General features: G+C 72.1%; 18 protein-coding genes and 1 pseudogene. 11 read left to right on the top strand and 8 right to left on the bottom strand.

From position 1 onward, the window contains the following. The 6 genes from ACFWEE_RS26010 to ACFWEE_RS26035 form a co-directional block, all read left to right on the top strand. A partial coding sequence (locus ACFWEE_RS26010; RefSeq protein WP_386892602.1) for a sulfate adenylyltransferase subunit 1 occupies nt 1-969 on the top strand: 969 nt, incomplete at its 5' end. A 233-nt stretch (nt 970-1,202) separates the two neighbouring features. Beyond that, entirely contained in the window at nt 1,203-2,324 is a 1,122-nt protein-coding gene (locus tag ACFWEE_RS26015) for an aliphatic sulfonate ABC transporter substrate-binding protein (protein WP_386892604.1), read from the top strand. 220 nt (nt 2,325-2,544) lie between these two features. Continuing rightward, nucleotides 2,545-3,336 (top strand): ABC transporter ATP-binding protein, encoded by a 792-nt coding sequence (locus tag ACFWEE_RS26020; protein ID WP_386892606.1) that lies wholly within the window; start codon nt 2,545-2,547, stop codon nt 3,334-3,336. Then, entirely contained in the window at nt 3,323-4,237 is a 915-nt protein-coding gene (locus ACFWEE_RS26025; protein WP_386892608.1) for an ABC transporter permease, read from the top strand. The genes ACFWEE_RS26020 and ACFWEE_RS26025 overlap by 14 nt, the downstream gene beginning before the upstream one ends. Nucleotides 4,238-4,246: 9 nt before the next feature. Beyond that, nucleotides 4,247-5,020, top strand: coding sequence for a sirohydrochlorin chelatase (locus ACFWEE_RS26030; protein WP_386892610.1), 774 nt, complete (start codon nt 4,247-4,249; stop codon nt 5,018-5,020). Between the two features lie 154 nt (nt 5,021-5,174). Then, nucleotides 5,175-5,987, top strand: coding sequence for an ABC transporter ATP-binding protein (locus tag ACFWEE_RS26035; RefSeq protein ID WP_386892701.1), 813 nt, complete (start codon nt 5,175-5,177; stop codon nt 5,985-5,987). A 25-nt stretch (nt 5,988-6,012) separates the two neighbouring features. Here the strand turns inward: ACFWEE_RS26035 and ACFWEE_RS26040 are convergent, their stop codons facing one another. From ACFWEE_RS26040 to ACFWEE_RS26050, 3 genes are all read right to left on the bottom strand, one after another. Then, nucleotides 6,013-6,396, bottom strand: a complete 384-nt coding sequence (locus tag ACFWEE_RS26040) for a DUF4440 domain-containing protein (protein WP_386892612.1) — start codon at nt 6,394-6,396, stop codon at nt 6,013-6,015. Beyond that, nucleotides 6,389-6,937, bottom strand: coding sequence for a DUF1697 domain-containing protein (locus ACFWEE_RS26045; RefSeq protein ID WP_386892614.1), 549 nt, complete (start codon nt 6,935-6,937; stop codon nt 6,389-6,391). Before ACFWEE_RS26045 ends, ACFWEE_RS26040 begins: the two co-directional genes overlap by 8 nt. Nucleotides 6,938-7,138: 201 nt before the next feature. Further along, the gene (locus ACFWEE_RS26050; RefSeq protein ID WP_386892616.1) at nt 7,139-8,023 is read right to left on the bottom strand and encodes an NAD(P)H-binding protein; all 885 of its coding nucleotides are present in this window, start codon (nt 8,021-8,023) and stop codon (nt 7,139-7,141) included. Between the two features lie 124 nt (nt 8,024-8,147). Between ACFWEE_RS26050 and ACFWEE_RS26055 the strand changes: the two genes are divergently transcribed. Both ACFWEE_RS26055 and ACFWEE_RS26060 read left to right on the top strand, forming a co-directional pair. Then, the gene (locus ACFWEE_RS26055) at nt 8,148-8,612 is read left to right on the top strand and encodes a MarR family winged helix-turn-helix transcriptional regulator (RefSeq protein WP_386892618.1); all 465 of its coding nucleotides are present in this window, start codon (nt 8,148-8,150) and stop codon (nt 8,610-8,612) included. Nucleotides 8,613-8,854: 242 nt separating this feature from the next. After that, on the top strand, nt 8,855-9,607 hold the full coding sequence (locus ACFWEE_RS26060; RefSeq protein WP_386892620.1) for an SDR family oxidoreductase: 753 nt from the start codon (nt 8,855-8,857) through the stop codon (nt 9,605-9,607). 35 nt (nt 9,608-9,642) lie between these two features. Here ACFWEE_RS26060 and ACFWEE_RS26065 read toward each other — a convergent pair whose 3' ends face one another. Genes ACFWEE_RS26065 through ACFWEE_RS26075 form a run of 3 tightly spaced genes read right to left on the bottom strand, consistent with a single transcriptional unit; the run spans nt 9,643 to nt 12,754 of the window. Further along, the gene (locus tag ACFWEE_RS26065) at nt 9,643-10,941 is read right to left on the bottom strand and encodes an ABC transporter substrate-binding protein (RefSeq protein ID WP_386892622.1); all 1,299 of its coding nucleotides are present in this window, start codon (nt 10,939-10,941) and stop codon (nt 9,643-9,645) included. Continuing rightward, nucleotides 10,941-11,780, bottom strand: a complete 840-nt coding sequence (locus ACFWEE_RS26070; protein ID WP_386892624.1) for a carbohydrate ABC transporter permease — start codon at nt 11,778-11,780, stop codon at nt 10,941-10,943. The genes ACFWEE_RS26065 and ACFWEE_RS26070 overlap by 1 nt, the downstream gene beginning before the upstream one ends. Continuing rightward, nucleotides 11,777-12,754 (bottom strand): carbohydrate ABC transporter permease, encoded by a 978-nt coding sequence (locus ACFWEE_RS26075; protein ID WP_386892626.1) that lies wholly within the window; start codon nt 12,752-12,754, stop codon nt 11,777-11,779. The genes ACFWEE_RS26070 and ACFWEE_RS26075 overlap by 4 nt, the downstream gene beginning before the upstream one ends. A gap of 124 nt (nt 12,755-12,878) precedes the next feature. On the opposite strand from ACFWEE_RS26075, the gene ACFWEE_RS26080 reads away from it, so the two are divergent. From ACFWEE_RS26080 to ACFWEE_RS26090, 3 genes and pseudogenes are all read left to right on the top strand, one after another. Further along, entirely contained in the window at nt 12,879-13,769 is an 891-nt protein-coding gene (locus tag ACFWEE_RS26080) for a phosphotransferase enzyme family protein (protein ID WP_386892627.1), read from the top strand. Nucleotides 13,770-13,872: 103 nt separating this feature from the next. Then, nucleotides 13,873-14,523, top strand: coding sequence for an ArsR/SmtB family transcription factor (locus tag ACFWEE_RS26085; RefSeq protein WP_386892628.1), 651 nt, complete (start codon nt 13,873-13,875; stop codon nt 14,521-14,523). Beyond that, nucleotides 14,520-15,264, top strand: a pseudogene (locus ACFWEE_RS26090) (MFS transporter). The gene ACFWEE_RS26085 and the pseudogene ACFWEE_RS26090 overlap by 4 nt, the downstream one beginning before the upstream one ends. A 25-nt stretch (nt 15,265-15,289) precedes the next feature. On the opposite strand, the gene ACFWEE_RS26095 reads toward ACFWEE_RS26090, so the two are convergent. Together ACFWEE_RS26095 and ACFWEE_RS26100 are read right to left on the bottom strand one after the other, a co-directional pair. Next, nucleotides 15,290-16,003, bottom strand: coding sequence for a 3'-5' exonuclease (locus tag ACFWEE_RS26095; protein WP_386892630.1), 714 nt, complete (start codon nt 16,001-16,003; stop codon nt 15,290-15,292). 211 nt (nt 16,004-16,214) lie between these two features. Beyond that, nucleotides 16,215-17,447: an SAV2148 family HEPN domain-containing protein gene (locus tag ACFWEE_RS26100; RefSeq protein ID WP_386892632.1), complete on the bottom strand. Its 1,233-nt coding sequence runs from the start codon at nt 17,445-17,447 to the stop codon at nt 16,215-16,217. Nucleotides 17,448-17,828 lie beyond the last annotated feature (381 nt).

The following is a 17,828-nucleotide window of genomic DNA, read 5'->3' on the forward strand; positions in this document are numbered from 1 at the left end:
AACGGCGTCGTCGAACAGACCCGCCGCCACGCCGCCGTCGCCGCCCTCCTGCGCGTCCCCCACGTCGTCCTCGCCGTCAACAAGATGGACCTCGTGGGCTACGCGGAGCCGGTGTTCGCCGCGATAGCCGAGGAGTTCACCGCGTACGCGGCCTCCCTCGGCGTCCCGGAGATCACCGCGATCCCCATCTCCGCGCTGGCCGGGGACAACGTCGTGGACCCGTCCGCGCACATGGACTGGTACGGCGGCCCGACGGTCCTGGAGCACCTGGAGACCGTCCCGGTCAGCCACGACCTCACCGAATGCCCGGCGCGCTTCCCGGTGCAGTACGTGATCCGGCCGCAGACCGCCGAGCACCCGGACTACCGGGGCTACGCGGGCCAGATCGCCTCCGGCGTGCTGCGGGTCGGCGAGCCCGTCACCGTCCTGCCCTCGGGCCGTACGTCGACGATCGCGGGCATCGACGCGCTGGGCGTGAGCGTGGACACCGCGTGGGCCCCGCAGTCGGTGACGGTGCGGCTCGCGGACGACGTGGACGTCTCGCGCGGCGACCTGATCGCGCCGAGCGGCAGTCTCCCGGCCTCCACCCAGGACGTCGAGGCGACCGTCTGCCACGTCGCGGACCAGCCGCTCTCGGTCGGCCGGCGGGTGCTGCTGAAGCACACCACGCGCACGGTCAAGGCGATCGTGAAGGACATCCCCTCGCGGCTAACCCTCGACGACCTCTCCCAGCACCCCGCCCCGGGGCAGCTGGTCGCCAACGACATCGGGCGGGTGGTGGTCCGTACCGCCGAACCGCTCGCGCTCGACGCGTACGCCGACTCCCGGCGTACCGGCTCGTTCCTGCTGATCGACCCCGCGGACGGTACGACCCTCTCGGCCGGCATGGCGGGCGCCTCGTTCGCCGAAGCCGCCCGGGGCGCGTCCGTACCCGAAGCGGCCGACGACGACGCCGAATGGGACTTCTGATGAGAACGGATTTCTTCTCCTCCTTCGCGAAGGAGGGCGGTCGGGTGGGCAGCGGTGCCCTCGGCAGCGGCCAGGGCGGAGTGGCGCGATGTGCGCGATGACGTACGCGCACTGCCTGCGCGCCCTCCCGCACCACACGCACCGCCCGTACCGCCGAAGACCTGCCGACCGCCCGGCCGCCTCCCCGGAGACCCGAGGGACGTAGAGCCCGGCCAACGAGAGGAAAGCCTCCCGTGCCAGCCACCCGTACCACCGTCCGCCGCAGCCTCGTCGCTGCCGCCGCACTGCCGCTGCTCGCCGTGGTTCTCACCGCCTGCGGCTACGGCTCCGAGTCGACCGACGACGACTCGAAGAAGACGGACGCCGCCGCCACCACCGGGGCGAAGAAGCTCTCCTCGGACACCGTGAGCATCGGGTACTTCCCGAACCTCACGCACGCCACCGCCCTGGTCGGAGTCCAGGAGGGCACCTTCCAGAAGGAGCTCGGCGGCACGAAGGTCAAGACCTCGACCTTCAACGCGGGCCCGTCCGAGATCGAGGCGCTCAACGCCGGTTCGATCGACATCGGCTTCATCGGCCCCTCGCCGTCCATCAACGGCTTCACCAAGTCCGAGGGCAAGGGCCTGCGGATCATCGGTGGTTCGGCCTCCGGCGGCGTGAAGCTCGTCGTCAACCCGGACAAGATCAAGACGCTGGCGGACCTCAAGGGCAAGAAGATCGCCACCCCGCAGCTCGGCAACACCCAGGACGTGGCATTCCTCAACTGGATATCCGAGCAGGGCTGGAAGGTCGACGCGCAGAGCGGCAAGGGCGACGTCTCCGTCGTCCGCTCGGACAACAAGGTGACGCCGGACGCCTACAAGGCCGGTTCCCTGGACGGCGCCTGGGTTCCCGAGCCGACCGCCTCCAAGCTGGTCTCCGAGGGCGCCAAGGTGCTGCTCGACGAGACGACGCTCTGGCCGGACAACAAGTTCGTCATCACCAACATCATCGTGTCGCAGAAGTTCCTGACCGAGCACCCCGACGTGGTCGAGGCGGTCCTGCGCGGTTCGGTGAAGACGAACAAGTGGATCAACGAGAACCCGGACCTGGCCAAGGCGTCCGCCAACAAGGCGCTGGAGGCGCTGAGCGGCAAGGCGCTCTCCCCCGAGATCCTCGACCCGGCCTGGAAGTCGATCCTGGTCACCAATGACCCGCTGGCCGCGACGCTGAACGCGGAGGCCGACCACGCGGTGAAGGCGGGCCTGCTGGAGAAGCCCGACCTGGACGGCATCTACGACCTGACCCTGCTCAACAAGGTCCTGAAGGCCGAGGGCGAGCCCGCGGTCGACGACGCCGGTCTCGGCGTCGAGTAGGGCGTGTTGTGAAAGTTTCACCTGTCGGGCGTCGCCCGGCACGCACGCTCGCCACGTTGTCGGGATCGCCCCGATACATCCAGTATCGGGGCGACCCTCCGCCTTGCGATCGCACGCACCGGACGACGCCCGACCCGCCCTCCGGGCGGCCGGCGCCACTTTCACAACACGCCCTAGTCCGTCCGCCCACCCGAACCAGGATTCCCAGGAGGTGACGACCATGGCGACCAGTACGCTCACCAAGGCCGAGGACCGCGCGTCGGTCGAGCACGCCGCTCGTATCACCCACGTCTCGAAGTCCTTCGCCGGACCCACCGGTCAGCAGCTCGTCCTGGACGACATCACGCTCGATGTCGCTCCCGGCGAGTTCGTCACCCTCCTGGGAGCCTCCGGGTGCGGCAAGTCGACGCTGCTCAACCTGGTGGCGGGACTCGACCGCCCGTCCGCGGGGTCCATCGAGACCCCCGGCGGGCGGCCGGCCCTGATGTTCCAGGAGCACGCCCTCTTCCCGTGGCTGACCGCGGGCAAGAACATCGAACTCGCCCTGCGGCTGCGCGGGGTGCCCAAGGCCGAGCGCCGCCCCGAGGCGGAGCGGCTGCTCGAACTCGTACGCCTCGGCGGGGCGTACGGCAAGCGGGTGCACGAGCTCTCCGGCGGTATGCGCCAGCGGGTCGCGATGGCCCGCGCGCTCGCCCAGGACAGCCAACTGCTGCTGATGGACGAGCCGTTCGCGGCGCTGGACGCCATCACCCGCGACGTGCTGCACGACGAGCTCACCCGGATCTGGCGGGAGACCAACGCCTCGGTCCTCTTCGTCACCCACAACGTGCGCGAGGCGGTGCGCCTCGCCCAGCGGGTCGTGCTGCTGTCGTCCCGGCCGGGACGGATCGCCCGCGAGTGGACGGTCGGCATCGAACACCCGCGCCGCATCGAGGACTCCGCCGTGGCGGAGCTGTCCGTCGAGATCACCGAAGAACTGCGTGGGGAGATCCGCCGTCATGGCCAGCACTGACATCAAGTCCGCCGAACCGGTGGGCGGGGCCGGCACCGTGAAGCGCGACGACCTCGCAGGGCTGGAGGCCGGACTCGACGCGCTGGACGCCGTACAGGTCCGCCGCACCCCGGTACGGGAGGTCCTCGGCCAGAAGGTCCTGCCGCCGGTCCTCGCGGTGGTCCTGGTCGTCCTGGTCTGGCAGGTGCTGGTCTGGGCGAAGGTCACGGACGACTACAAGCTGCCGCCGCCGTCCGCGGTCTGGGACAGCGCGACCGACATGTGGCTCAAGGGCACGCTGCTGGAGGTCATCTGGACCAGCGTCTCGCGCGGTCTGCTCGGCTTCGTGCTCGCGGTCGTCATCGGCACCCCGCTCGGCCTGCTGGTCGCCCGGGTGCGCGTGGTCCGCGCGGCGCTCGGCCCGATCCTCTCCGGTCTCCAGTCGCTGCCCTCGGTGGCCTGGGTCGCCCCGGCCGTCATCTGGCTCGGACTCGTGGACCGGACGATGTACGCGGTCATCCTGCTCGGCGCCGTACCGTCGATCGCCAACGGCCTGGTCTCCGGCGTCGACCAGGTCCCGCCGCTCTTCCTCCGCGCGGGACGCACCATCGGCGCCACCGGGCTGCGCGGCACCTGGCACATCGTGCTCCCGGCGGCGCTCCCCGGTTACCTCGCGGGGCTGAAGCAGGGCTGGGCCTTCTCCTGGCGCTCCCTGATGGCCGCCGAGATCATCGCCTCCTCCCCCGATCTCGGCCTGGGGCTCGGGCAGTTGCTGGAGAACGGCCGCAACAACTTCGACATGCCCGGCATCTTCCTGTCGATCCTGCTCATCCTGTTCGTCGGCGTCGCGATCGACCTGCTGATCTTCAGTCCGCTGGAGCGGTGGGTGCTGCGCAGCCGCGGTCTTCTCGTCAAGAACTGAGTCACCTCCATGCACGCACCCGTCCTTCTCGTCATCGCCCACGGCAGCCGCGATCCGCGGCACGCGGCGACCGTGCACGCGCTCACCGCGCGGGTACGGTCGCTGCGGCCGGGGCTCCGTGTGGAGACGGGGTTCCTCGACTTCAACGCGCCGTCGGTGCCCAGAGTGCTGGAGCGCCTGCACTCCTCGAACTCCGCGCGTGCGACGGAAGTCGTCGCGCTGCCGCTGCTGCTCACCCGGGCCTTCCACGCCAAGACCGACATCCCGTCGGTGCTGCGCGAGGCCCGGGCCCGGCTGCCCCGGCTGCGCATCCGGCAGGCAGGCGTCCTCGGCCCGTCGCCGCTGCTCCACTCCGCTCTGGAGCAGCGGCTGTACGAGGCCGGGCTCACCGCGGCCGACAAACGCTCGACGGGGCTGGTTCTGGCCTCGGCGGGCTCCACGGACCCGGAGGCGATCGCAGTGATCGCTGAAATCGCGCGGGAGCTGCGGCACACCGGTTGGTGCGCCGTGCGGCCTGCGTTCGCCTCCGCCAATTCGCCCGGCGGGTTCCCCCGCACCGCGGACGCGGTACGCGCGCTGCGCGCCGAGGGGGTGGACCGGGTGGCCGTGGCGCCGTACGTCATCGCGCCCGGCCGGCTTCCGGACCGGATCGTCGCGGGCGCCGTCGAGGCCGGCGCGGACGTGCTCTCCGAGGTGCTCGGGGCCTCCCCGGCCCTGGCCCGGCTGCTGCTGGCGCGGTACGACGAGGCACGGGCCGCCCGGGCGCTTCCCCTGTCGGCCTGAAAGCGCCCCCGGAGGCCGCCCCGGCTCCACGTCCACATCCCGGACCGATATGGTCCACGGGTCGGATGCATGGATGTAAGGAGCAACCATCGTGACCACGGCCCCCGCCGCCAACCCCCTCTCCTTCCCCGCCGAGCCCGCCGCCGAGCCCGTCGTGCCTTTCACCGACGCACCGGTGCCGGTGATCCACGCCGACGAGGTCGCCGTGGTCCGTGACGGCAGGGCGATCCTGGACACCGTCTCGCTCACCGTCCGGCAGGGTGAGCACTGGGCGCTGCTGGGCGCCAACGGCGCCGGGAAGAGCACCCTGCTGGGGCTGCTCGGCGCGGTCACCCACCCCACCCGGGGCACGGTGCAGGTGCTCGGCAGGACGCTGGGCCGGGTGGATCTGCGGGAGCTGCGTACCCTGCTCGGGCACGTCAACCCCCGCCACCCGCTCCAGTCGGCCCTGACTGTGCGTCAGGTCACTCTCACGGGTCTCACCAACTCGGTGGAACCGCTGCCGCGTTGGTCTCCGACCGCCGACGAGCGGGCGCGGGCGGACGAGCTGCTGGCGATGCTCGGGATGGCCGGCAAGGAAGCGTCGCGCTGGCCCGCGCTCTCCCAGGGCGAGCGGGGCAGGACGCTGATCGCGCGCAGCCTGATGCCGAGCCCCCGGCTGCTGCTCCTCGACGAACCGGCCACCGGCCTGGACCTGGCGGCCCGGGAGCAGTTGCTGGACAGTCTGGACGCCCTGCGCGAGGAGCACCCGGAGCTGGCGACGGTGCTGGTCACGCACCATCTGGAGGAGCTGCCCGCCTCCACGACGCACGCGATGCTGCTGCGCGGCGGGAAGTGCGTGGCGTCGGGGCCTGCCGACGAGGTGCTGACCACGGACCGGGTGAGCGACTGTTTCGGTCATCCGGTGCGCATCACGCGCACGGAAGGCCGCTGGAGCGCACGGGCGCAGCGGGTCACCCGCCGCTGATCCGGGGCACGCCCGGATCGTCGGATCAGGCCTCGTTGAACGGGTCCGCGACGAACAAGGTGGCCTGGTGGAAGTAGAGCTGCCAGCCCCCGTCGGTCAGCCGCCACAGGGAACTCCGGTGCGCGCGGCTGCCTTTGTGCTCGGTGTCGAAGGTCAGGTGGACGAGGCCGGGGCCGAGCTCGACGCCTTCCATCCGGGAGGCGGTCAGCGGTACGGGACGGGTGGTCGCCTCGGAGGTGAGTTCCGCGATGATCGCCGCGCGGTCCCAGAGCCGGCCGCTGGTACCGATCTCGCGGAACTCGGGATGCAGCACCTTCGCGAGGAGCGGCGCGGAGCGGCGTACCTCGGGGTCGAGCAGGCGCAGCTCGTTCTCGATGGCCTCGGCCACCGGGTACGGGAGTTCAGTCACGGGTCAGCTCCACGAGCTTGACCACGGTGTTCCAGTTGCGGCTGGTGGCGACGAGCCCCTTGGTGACGGCGGGGCGGGCGAGCGCGACGGCGAGGCCGGAGCGGCCGAGGCCGTCCGGGGCATAGAGGTAGAGGGCGCGGTCGCCGAGCCGGAACTCCTCCGGCAGGTGGGCGGCGGGGTCCACCGGTGCGAAGCGGTCCTCGGTGACCGGCCCGTCGTAGAAGGTGACGTGCAGCTGCTTGCCCTGCAACTCCGCGGCGGGGAAGGGGCACGCGTCGGCGACGGCGCGGAGGTAGGCGCCGGAGCGGACGAGGCAGTCGACGGCGAACCCGAAGCGCTTCTCGACGGCCCGCTCGATCCCGGCCGCGACCTCCTTCTCGTCGTCGCTCGCCGCGGTGAGGACCGCGTTGCCGCTCTGCAGGTACGTGCTCACACCGCTGTGGCCCAGTTCCGTGAGGAGCGCGCGCAGTTCCGGCATGGGCACCTTGCGGTGGCCCCCGACGTTGATGCCGCGCAGCAGGAGTGCGTACGTCGTCGTCATGGGGCTCACCTTAAGGGCTGTAGGTTCCCGGGCCCTGCCGGGACGGCCGCGCGGTGCGAAGGAGGCGGGTGATTCCGCCGGAGCGCGGGCCGGACGGACTCGGGCGGGCCGGACTGGCTCGGGCGGCCGTACGGGCCGGACGGGCTCAGGCGGGTCAGGCGGGTCAGGCGGGTCAGGCGGGTCAGGCGGGTCAGGCGGGTGTCAGGCCGACCCGGACGGATGCCAGGCGGACTCGGGCCCGCGGAACGCGTCGGCGTGACGTGCGCACCAGTCCGCGAAGGTACGCGGTGTGCGGCCGAGCAGCCGTTCGACGGTGTCCGTCCGAAACCCGACGGTGTCGGCGCGCATGAGCATGAAGCCCTCGGTGATGGCGTCGGCGAGCGCCCGGGGCGCCCCGTGCGGGAAGCGGGACCGCACGGCCTCGTCCGGCGTGTTCACCGCGCGTACCTCGACGTCTCGGCCGATGGCGCGGGAGAGGATGCGGACCTGCTCGGTGACGGTGAGCGCCTCGCCGCCGGTGAGGGCGTACTCCTTGCCCCGATGACCGGTCCCGGTGAGGACGAGGGCGGCGACCGCGGCGATGTCCGCGGGGTCGATCGGTGCGAAGCGGCCCGGACCGACCGGGTCGAGGACGTGGTTCTCCTCGTGGAGGGTGGGGAGCCAGTCGAGGGCGTTGGTCATGAAACCGCCGGGCCGGAGGAAGGTGGCGGGTATCGCCGAGGCGCGGACGATCTCCTCGCGTTCGTGGTGCCAGCGGGCCATGGCGGGGAGCGGGTCGATGGTGACGTGGAGGGAGGACAGGTGCACGACATGCCCCACGCCCGCCGCCGCGGCGGCGGCGACGGCTGCGGCGGTGTGGTCGGTGCCGATGCCCTGGGTGAGCAGGAAGAGCGTGTCGACGCCGGCGAAGGCCGGAGTCAGTGTCGAGGGCTCGCCCAGGTCGCCGACGACGCGCTCGGCGCGCTCGGGCAGTGCGGCGGCGCGGGCCGCATCGCGTACGAGAAGACGTAACTCAGCTCCCTTCGCGTCGAGTTCGCGGGTGAGCTCGCGGCCGACGTTCCCCGTCGCTCCGGTGACCAGTATCATCTGAATCCTTCAAGTCATTTGCCAGCTAACGAATTTCCACAGACGTTAGCCGGTGAATGATTAGCCGTCAATCGATTCTCGCGCGGCGGTCCGAGTCGGCCGCCCACGACCGGAAGGCCGCCCGATGCCCGAGTTCCTGGACCTGCACGGCAAGACGTCCAAGGCCCTGCGGGCGCTGGCCGACGCGGCCATGCGGCGCCACGGACTGCACGTGGGGCAGAACCACCTGCTCGCCAGGTTGTGGGAGCGGGACGGCAGCACGCCCGGCGAGGTCGCCGCCGCGCTGAACGTCACGACGCCCACCGTCGTCAAGATGGCCGACCGGATGACCGCGGCGGGGCTGCTCACACGGCGCCGCGACGAGCGGGACAACCGCCTCGTCCGCCTCTGGCTCACCGACGCGGGGCGCGCGCTGCGCGAACCCGTCGAAGCGGACCGGCGCGCGATCGAGGAGAAGGTCACCGCGGAGCTCACCGGGGCCGAGCGCGACATCCTCCTGAGCGCCCTGGCGAAGGTCCACCGGTCGGCCACCGGACTCCTGAAGGAACCCACCGCCGACCGGAAGCCCGCGCCGGACCCGGCCGGGTAATCCGGGACGGGTGGCGCGGCACCGGGTGATCCGGGACGGGTGGCGCGGCACCGGGTGATCCGGGACGGGTGGCGCGGCAACGGGCGATCCGGAGCGGGTGATCCGGAGCGGTCAGGACGTGCGCGCACGTGCCGACCGCCCCGAGCGGAGGGATGATCGGTGCCGGAGGACACCGGAGCAGGCCGACGGGGTCCTCCCTGGAATCCGCGTGAAGCCCGATGCCCCGGCGACAGGAGATCCGCGTGAAGATCGCAGTGGCCGGTGGCACCGGCACCGTCGGGCGGCACGTGGTCGACGTGGTCCGCGAGCGGGGCCACGAGGCGGTGGTGCTGTCCCGCTCGAACGGTGTCGACCTGGTCTCCGGCTCCGGTGCGACCGAGGCGCTCCAGGGGGTCGCGGCGGTGGTGGACGTGGTGTCGAAGCAGACCATGTCCGCCAAGGCGTCCACGGAATTCTTCACCTCGGTGACCCGGCAGCTGCAGGCCTCGGAGCAGGCGGCCGGGGTGGGGCACCACGTCGCGCTGTCGATCGTCGGCATCGACCGGGCTCCGCACGGCTACTACGCCGGCAAGGTGGCCCAGGAACGGCTGGTCGAGAGGGGCGCGGTGCCGTGGACGATCCTGCGGGCGACGCAGTTCCACGAGTTCGCGGGCCAGATCCACGGGCGGATCAAGGTGGGCCCGCTGGTGACCGTACCGAGGATGAAGTCCGAGCCGGTCGCCGCCCGCGAGGTGGCCGAGCGGCTGGTGGAGCTGGCCACCGGCGCCCCGGCGGGGCGCGTCCCGGATCTGGGCGGGCCCCGGGTCGAGTCGATGTCCGCGATGGTCAGGGCGTACGCGCACCACACGGGCAAGCGAGGCCCGGTCGTGGAGATCCCGCTGCCCGGCGGGATGGGCCGGGCCATGCGGGACGGAAGCCTGGTCACCCGGGAGCCCGCCGACCACGGGACGCTCACCTACGCGCAGTGGCTCTGGCTCCAGCGGCCCACCGTGTAGCCACGCTCCGCCCGCGCAGCCGGGGTCCGGCGGGGTCAGCGCTGGTAGCGGGCGAGGACCCGGTTCCCGTCGTCCACCAGCCGGTCCGTCAGTTCACCGAGGCCGATCGTGCCGCTGTAGTACTCCTGGAGCGCGGGGGTGGCCACCTTGTCCTTCCACTCCGGGTAGCCGCGTACGGACTGGGCGGGGGCCGGGCGGAGCCGCTGGGCCAAGGCGGTGCCGGTGGCCCAGCCCTGGTCCTCGGTGTGCAGGGCCGGGTCGGCGAGCGCCTTCGTGCCGGTGGGCAGCATCCAGTCGCCCTTGGCGAGGCGGACCATGTTGGGCGGGTCGAGGAGGAAGTCGATGAACTCCACCGCCTCCTTCTTGTGCGGGCTGTCCTCGGCGACGGAGAGGGTCTGCGGGCTCACCCCCTGGGCGGTGCCGTCGCTGCCGGCGGGCGCGGGCAGCACGCTCCACTCGAAGCCCTCGGGGGCCTGCTCCACGACCTGCTGCCGGTAGGCGAAGCCGAGCGGCACCATGGCGTACTTGCCGCCGAAGAACCCGGGCAGGGTGTCGGAGCCGCCCATGCCGAGGGCGGTCCGGGCGGCGCTGTGGTCGACGGTGACCTGGTCGTGGATGGTGCGGGGCACCACGGCGTCGCCCTCGCCGAAGCGGAGGTCCACCTTCCCGTCCTGGCCCCGGTGGAAGAGCTGCCCTCCGGCCGAGAGCCCGAGGTTGAGGGTGACGGAGACGGGTTCCTTGAGCGGCCAGGCGACCCCGTACCGCCCCTTCCCGGTGAGCTCCTTGGTGACCTGGCGGAACTCCTCCCAGCTCCACGGCCGGTCGGCGGTGGGGATGCGGACGCCCGAGGCCTTGAGGATCTTCGTGTTGGCGATGAGGACCTTGGGTTCCTGGAGGAACGGCACGCCGTAGACACCGCCGTCGAAGGTGGTGGTGGACCAGGAGGCCGCCGGGATGTCCTCGGTCAGCCGGCCGGGGAGGAGGGTACGGAGATCGGCGAGGTAGCCGCCGTACGCGAAGTCGGCGAGGTCGTCGGAGGCGTCGTGGATGATGTCGGGCGCCTCGCCGCCCTCGAACGAGGTGAGCAGCTGGTCGTGGACGCTGTCCCAGCTGCCCTGGACGTAGTCCACCTGGATGCGGGGGTGGGTGGCGTTCCACTCCGCGACGAGTTCCTTGTTGGCCTTCACCGACTCCGTCTGCCAGGCCAGCGACTGGAAGCGCAGGTGCACCGTCCCGTCGGCGTCGGTGCCGTCCGCCCCGCCGCCGGAGCATCCGGCGAGCAGCAGGGTGAGCGCGGTGGCCGCCGCGGCTGCGGCCCTGGTGAGCGCGCGCATCAGCTCTTCACCGCCCCGGCCAGCATGCCGCCGGTGATCCGGCGCTGGATGAAGGCGAAGAGGAGGAGCGAGGGCAGGGTGGCGAGGAACGCGGCGGCGGCGAGCGGACCGAGGTCGGCCGCGCCCTCGGCTCCGATGAAGTGGGTGAGGACGACCGGCAAGGTCTGCTTCTCCGGGGTCTTGAGCAGGACGAGGGCGAAGAAGAACTCGTTCCAGGCGGTGATGAACGCGAAGAGGGCGGTGGCCACGATCCCGGGGGCCAGCAGCGGGGCGGTGACCGAGACGAGGATGCGCAGGCGTCCGGCGCCGTCGACGGAGGCCGCTTCCTCCAGTTCGGCGGGGACGGCCCGGACGTAGCCGACGAGCATCCAGAGCGCGAAGGGCAGCGACCAGACGACGTAGACCATGATCAGGCCGGCCAGGGAGTTGATCAGGTGCAGGTTCTTGAGGATGAGGAAGAGCGGGATGATCAGCAGGACGAAGGGGAACGCCTGGCTGATCACGACCCAGCCGGTGGCGGCGGCCGAGAGCCTGCCGCGGTGGCGGGCCATCACGTAGGCCATCGGGGTGGCGATCAGGACGCAGATCACTCCGGCGCTGACGGCGGCGAGGACCGAGTTCCCGGCTGCCTGGAGCAGCGGCTGTTCGTCGAACGCCTGGCGGAAGTTGTCCAGGGTGGGGTGCTCGGGAATCCAGGTGGGGTGCAGCGAGCCCAGTTCGCGGGCTGGTTTGAAGGCCGTGGAGATCAGCCAGAGGAACGGGAAGGCCAGGAAGACGAGGTAGCCGGTGAGCGCGAGGTACTGCCCCGCGCGGGTGGCGCGTCCGGTGCGCATGCTCAACGGTCGTCCCCTCCCCGGAGCCGGCCGGCGAGGTACACGGCGAGGATCACGGAGATCACCGCGACCATCACGCAGCCCATCGCCGCCGCGTAGCCGAACTGCCCGTAGCGGAAGGCCTCTTCGTACGCGAAGAGCATCGGCAGCCGGGTCCGTCCGCCGGGTCCGCCGCTGGTCAGGACGTAGACCAGGGCGAACGAGTTGAAGTTCCAGATGAAGTTGAGTGCTGTGATGGAGAGCGCGACCGGTTTCAACGCGGGCCAGGTGACCGTACGGAAGCGGCGCCAGGCCCCTGCGCCGTCGAGGGCGGCGGCCTCGTGGAGTTCGTGCGGGGTGTTCTGGAGTCCGGCCAGCAGGGCGACGGTGGACTGGGGCATCCCGGCCCAGACGCCCACGACGATCACGGCGGGCAGTGCGGTGCCGAAGCCGGTGAGCCAGTCGCGGCCGTCGCCGAGGCCGAGATCGCGGATGGTCTGGTTGAGGATGCCCGCGTCGGGGTTGTAGACCAGCCGCCACATGATGCCGACGACGACCTCGGGCATCGCCCAGGGGATGATCGCGAGCGCGCGGGCCAGCCAGCGCATCCGCAGGTTCTCGTTGAGCAGCAGCGCGAGACCGAGGGCGAGCACGAACTGGGGGACGGTGACGCCGACCGCCCAGAGCAGTCCGATCCGGAAGGAGTCCCAGAAAAGCGTGTCGTGCAGCAGGTCCTGGAAGTTCAGCGCGCCGATCCACTGGGTGGAGCGGGTGCGGCCCGACTGGGCGTCGGTGAAGGCGAGCCCGATGCCGTAGAGCAGCGGTCCGACGCTGAGGACGAGGATCGGGAGGAGCGCGGGCAGCACCAGGAACCAGGTGGCCCGGTCGCGGGCGGCACGTTCGGCGCCGTGGCGGCCGTCCGTGCGGCGCTGCCCCGGCCACCGGCCGCCCGGCCACCGGCCGCCCGTCCGCTCCGTCGCGGCCGGAGTCGCCAATGTCACTGTCTGCCCTCTTTGTCTCATCCGATCGGCTTTCTGCCGCTCTGGCCGTTCGTCCGGCCTCCGTCATGGTCCTGACGAGCCGACCGTTCGTCAAGGTGGCCTGCGAGAATGCGAAAATCGGGCCATGAACGAAGAGCGAGCACGCGAGGTACTGACCGCCGCGGGACTGGCCGGAAACGGCCCTTCCGGTCCCGCTTCCGGGGCGGAACTCCTCGCGCTGGGCGAGAACGCGGCCTTCTCCGTGGGCGATCTGGTGGTCAAGGTCGGCCGCGACGCGACGCACCACCCGGAGCTGCGCGAACGTGCCGCGCGCGAGGTCGCCGTGGCCGGCTGGCTCGCGGACGCCCACGTCCCGGCCGTACGGGCGGCCGAGCCCGCACCCCGCATGGTGGAGGGGCACCCGGTGACCCTCTGGCACCGGCTTCCGGACGCGGTCCGGCCGCCCGAACCGCGCGATCTGGCCCCCCTGTTGACCTTGGTGCACGCACTCCCGGCCCCGGAGGGATTCACCCTGCCCCGTCGCGAACTGCTCGGCGGGGTCGAGCGCTGGCTCCAGCTGGCGGGCGACGCGATCGACCCGGCGGACGCCGACTACCTGCGCGCGCGCCGGGACGGCTTCGCGGCTGCCGCCGCCGCCCTCGTACCGCATCTGTCCCCGGGCCCCGTGCACGGCGACGCGCTGCCGCGCAACGTCCACGTCGGCCCGGACGGCCCGGTCCTGGTGGACCTGGAGACCTTCTCCTTCGACCTGCGCGAGCACGACCTCGTGGTGCTCGCGCTCTCCCGCGACCGGTACGGGCTGCCCGCCGACGCGTACGACGCGTTCACCGCCGCCTACGGCTGGGACGTACGGGAGTGGGACGGCTGCGCCGTGCTGCGCGGGGCGCGGGAGACGGCGAGCTGCGCCTGGGTCGCCCAGCACGCTCCGGCCAACCCGAAGGCGCTCGCCGAGTTCCGCCGCCGGGTCGCCTCCCTCCGGGACGGCGACCCCGAGGTGCGGTGGTACCCCTTCTGAGGTGTGGCGGTCGCCCCCGTCGGTTCCTGCCGGACAGAGATTGCAAAGAGTTCTTCGCGAACAACCCTGTGCGAAGAACTCTTTGCAATCTACGGTGTACGCCATGACCGATGCCACGGAGAGAGCCGACGGCTCCACCGAGAAGAACTCAGTCGTTCTGAACGCCAAGGGACTTCGCGCCCTGGCGCATCCGCTGCGCGTGCAGCTGGTCGAGGTGCTGCGGAGCCACGGCCCGTCGACCGCGACCCGCCTCGCGGAGCGGCTGGGGGTGAACTCCGGGACGGCCAGCTATCACCTGCGTCAACTCGGTGCGGCCGGATTCGTCGAGGAGGACGCGGAGCGCGGCAACGCGCGGGAGCGCTGGTGGCGTTCGGTCCACCGGACGACCGAGCTCAGCGACCGGAACCTGGTCGACCAGGAGCCCGAAGCGGCGCTGACGTACCTCCGGTCCGTCGCCGCCACCTACACCCTGCGCACCCAGCGGACGCTGAACGAGGTGCAGACACTCCCCGAGGCGTGGCGGGGGACCTTCGACATGAGCGACTGGTCCCTGTGGCTCACCCCCGACGAAGCCGTCTCCCTGCGGCAGGAGTTGAGGGCCGTCGTCGCCCGCTACCGGGCGGACGGCCCGGACGCCGCCGGTGCTCCTGAGGGGGCGCAGCGGGTCGACCTCATCACGCACATCCTGCCCGAGCCGGGCACACGCGTTCCGCCCGCGCGCACCGGCTCCGGGACCGCGTCGGAGGAGTCGTGACCGGGGCTGCCCCGGCCACCGGCGGCATACCCGGCGGGCGGTCCTTACGGCCGCTGGGCGGAGTGCTGACGGCCATGGCCGTGTCGTTGACCGGTACGCGGATCTCGGCCGTGGCACTCCCCTGGTTCGTGCTCGTCACGACCGGCAGCGCCACCCGGACGGGACTGGTCGCCTTCTGCGAGATGGCCCCCTACGTCCTGGTCAAGGCGCTCGCGGGGCCGGTGGTGGACCGCATCGGCCCGCGGGCCGTCTCCTGGACGACGGACACGGTCAGCGCGGTCGCCGCCCACCGCGCACCGGCTCCGGCGCAGGCCGGTCGTCCTCGGCGGGTTCCTCCTCATCGGTGCCCCGAGGTTTCTGGTACTCGCCTCGGACGCCCCGTTGTGGGCGGTCGTCGCCGTTTTCGCCGTCGGCGGCTTCGGCGGGGGCTTCATCAACCCCGTGCTGGGGGCCGTTCTCGTCGAGCGGGTGCCGCGCCGCATGCTGGGCCGGGTCAATGCGCTCGGCGACTCGCTGGCCTGGGCCGGCATCCCTCTCGGGGGGCTGCTGGCCGGGGCGGCGGTGACCGCTGCCGGGCTCACGCCGGTGCTGCTCGCCTGTGGGGCCCTGTACTTCCTCACCACGAACCTGGCCGGACTGCGGCCGGAGTGGCGCGAGATGGACCGAACGCGTCGGCGGGGCACCCCGGAGCCGTCCGGTGGGAAAGACGCCTCACCGGGCCGCGCGGGTGCGGCACCATGACGCCCGGCCGGTCCCCCCGGGGCGGTCAGCGGCGCCGGGGCAGGAGCGGCCAAGCGGGCTCGACGACGGCCGCCGGGTCGGCGGTGCGCCGCAGATAGGCCTGCAAGGAGACCGACTGTTCGGCCGCCGCGCGCACCTGGAGGTCGTGCAGGTCCGCCAGGGGCATCGCCCCGACCGGCAGGTGCCTCTCCGCCATCCGGCGCACCACCAGGGCGGCTGCCACGGCGTCCGCCTTCGCGTCGTGGGCGGCGTCGAGCGGGACTCCGTAGTGGGCGCACAGGGCGTGGAGAGCCCTCTTCCCCTTCCGGTACTTGTCGACGTGCTTGTCGATCACGAGCGGATCGATGACGGGCGAGGGCGCGCCGCCCAGCCGCTCGCTGACCGACTCGACGCCGTACCGGCGGCACTCGCGGTCGAGCAGGGAGAGGTCGTAGCGCGCGTTCATCACCACCAGGGGCGTCCCCGCGCGCAGCACTTCGGCGACGGTCCGGGTGATCTCCTCGACGGCGGCAGCGGCGGGCACTCCGCGCTCGCGGGCGTGGTCCGTCGAGATGCCGTGGATCGCCGAGGCCTGTTCGGGTATCACCACTCCCGGATCGAGCAGCCAGGTGCGTTCCTCCGCGACCGTCCCGTCGGCGTCGAGCCGCACGACCGCCGCCGTGACGATGCGGTCGGTCTCGACGTCGGTGCCCGTGGTCTCCAGGTCGAAGGCCACCAGCGGCCCACTGATCCAGCTCATCCCGTACCTCCTCCGTGGTGCTTACCCCCAGTGAGGGACACCCTGCCACGCACCACTGACACACCGGTCGGCGGGCGGTCCGGCCCGGTACCGCCGGAAAGACGGACCGGGGCCTCCCGGACGCCGGTGCGGTACGGCCCCGAAGCCGGTGCGGTACGGCCCCCGAGCGCCGGTCCCGGGGCCTCCCCGGAGACCGTCGGCTTCGGGAGACTCAGGAGACCGGGCGGGAGTCGGTCCACACCGACTCGAACTCCTCGCGGTACGTCTCGAACAGCCCGTGCTCGGCCTCCTGCCCCGGACGCACGACCGCACGCCCGCCGCCCCGGAGGACCAGGACGGGTGCCTCCATCCCGCGTGCGCGGCGCAGATAGGGCTGGACGACGCCGACCGCGTCGGAGCCGTCGCCGTCCACCAGATAGGCGGTGAAGCGGGGGGTCTCGTCGAACACCTGGATCTGGAAGGCGCCCGGGTCGCGGAGTCTGGCGCGCACGCGCCGCATGTGGAGGATGTTCATCTCCACCGACCGGCTCAGCTCGCCCTTGCGGAGGTTGAGTTCCCGTTCGCGGCGGCGGACCGCGCTGCTGGCCGGGTTGATGAAGAGCAGCCGGATCCGGCAGCCGGTCTCGGCGAGCCGGACCAGGCGCCGTCCGGAGAAGTTCTGGACGAGCAGGTTGAGCCCTATGCCGATCGCGTCGAGCCGCCGGGAGTTGCCGAACAGGTCCTCGGCGGGCAGCTGGCGCTGGAGCCTGACCCGGTCGGGGTGGACCTGGACGACGTCGGCGTACCGGTCGCCGACCAGGGACTCGACGGCGTCGACCGGCAGCCGGTCGGAGGAGGGGACGGCGGCCCCGCCGCCGAGGATGGTCAGGAGCCGCTGGGAGGCGCGCTCGGCCTGGGCGTGGACGGCCTCGTTGAGGGCGCGGTTGCGGGAGACGACGTTCCGCGCGACCTCCAGCTCGTCCAGGGCCAGCTCCACGTCGCGCCGGTCGTCGAAGTACGGTTCGAAGCACGGCCAGTGCTGGACCATCAGCTCGCGCAGCTGAGGCAAGGTCAGGAAGCTGAGGACGTTGTCGTCCGCCGGGTCGAGCAGGTAGCCCTTCCTGCGGGACACCTCGCGCACCGCGACGGCCCGCTGCACCCACTCCTGCCCGGCGGGCCCCGCGGCGGCCACCACCCAGTCCTCGCCGTTGACCGGCGCGTAGACGGGGCGCAGCACGGCGGCGACGACCGCGCGGAGCCGCTGTTCGACGAGATTCAGCCAGATGTACGCACGCCCGGCGCGCTGGGCGCGTGTCCGCACCTCGCCCCAGTCCTCGGCGCTCCATCCCAGCTCCGCGCCGATCTCCAGGGGCTGCGCCAGGGATACCGTCCCGGGCGGTCCGTCGTTCGGCTCCCCCTCGTGACTCACGTCACCCGGAGGCAGCTCGAACCCTCCCGAGCTCACCCGTGCACCGCCTTCCACTCCCCCACCCAACGATCACGGAAGGGTACTCCGCGAGCACGGACCCGTGCAGCCCCCTGCCGAGGACGCTCCGTCAACTGGTGTACCGAAAACACGGGTTCCCTGGCGGGGGCCCGGACGGAGTGAGCTGATTCATAGTGAGGTGACCAGCGGGGGGGCCGGTGTTCGGGGCGTCGGCAAGGGCCCCGCGGACGTGTCCGGGCCGGAGGGGTGTCCCGCGGTGCGGCGTGTTGACGGCCCCGCGCCGGGGTACACGGCCCGCACGCTCCCGTTCGCGACCGCACCGGCCGACGTACTAGGTGTGCGCGCCTCTTTCGGGGATTATCTGGCTGAAGAACCGCACCACACCCGGATCAGAAGTGG

Source organism: Streptomyces sp. NPDC060184 (assembly GCF_042728795.1).
Lineage (GTDB): Bacteria > Actinomycetota > Actinomycetes > Streptomycetales > Streptomycetaceae > Streptomyces.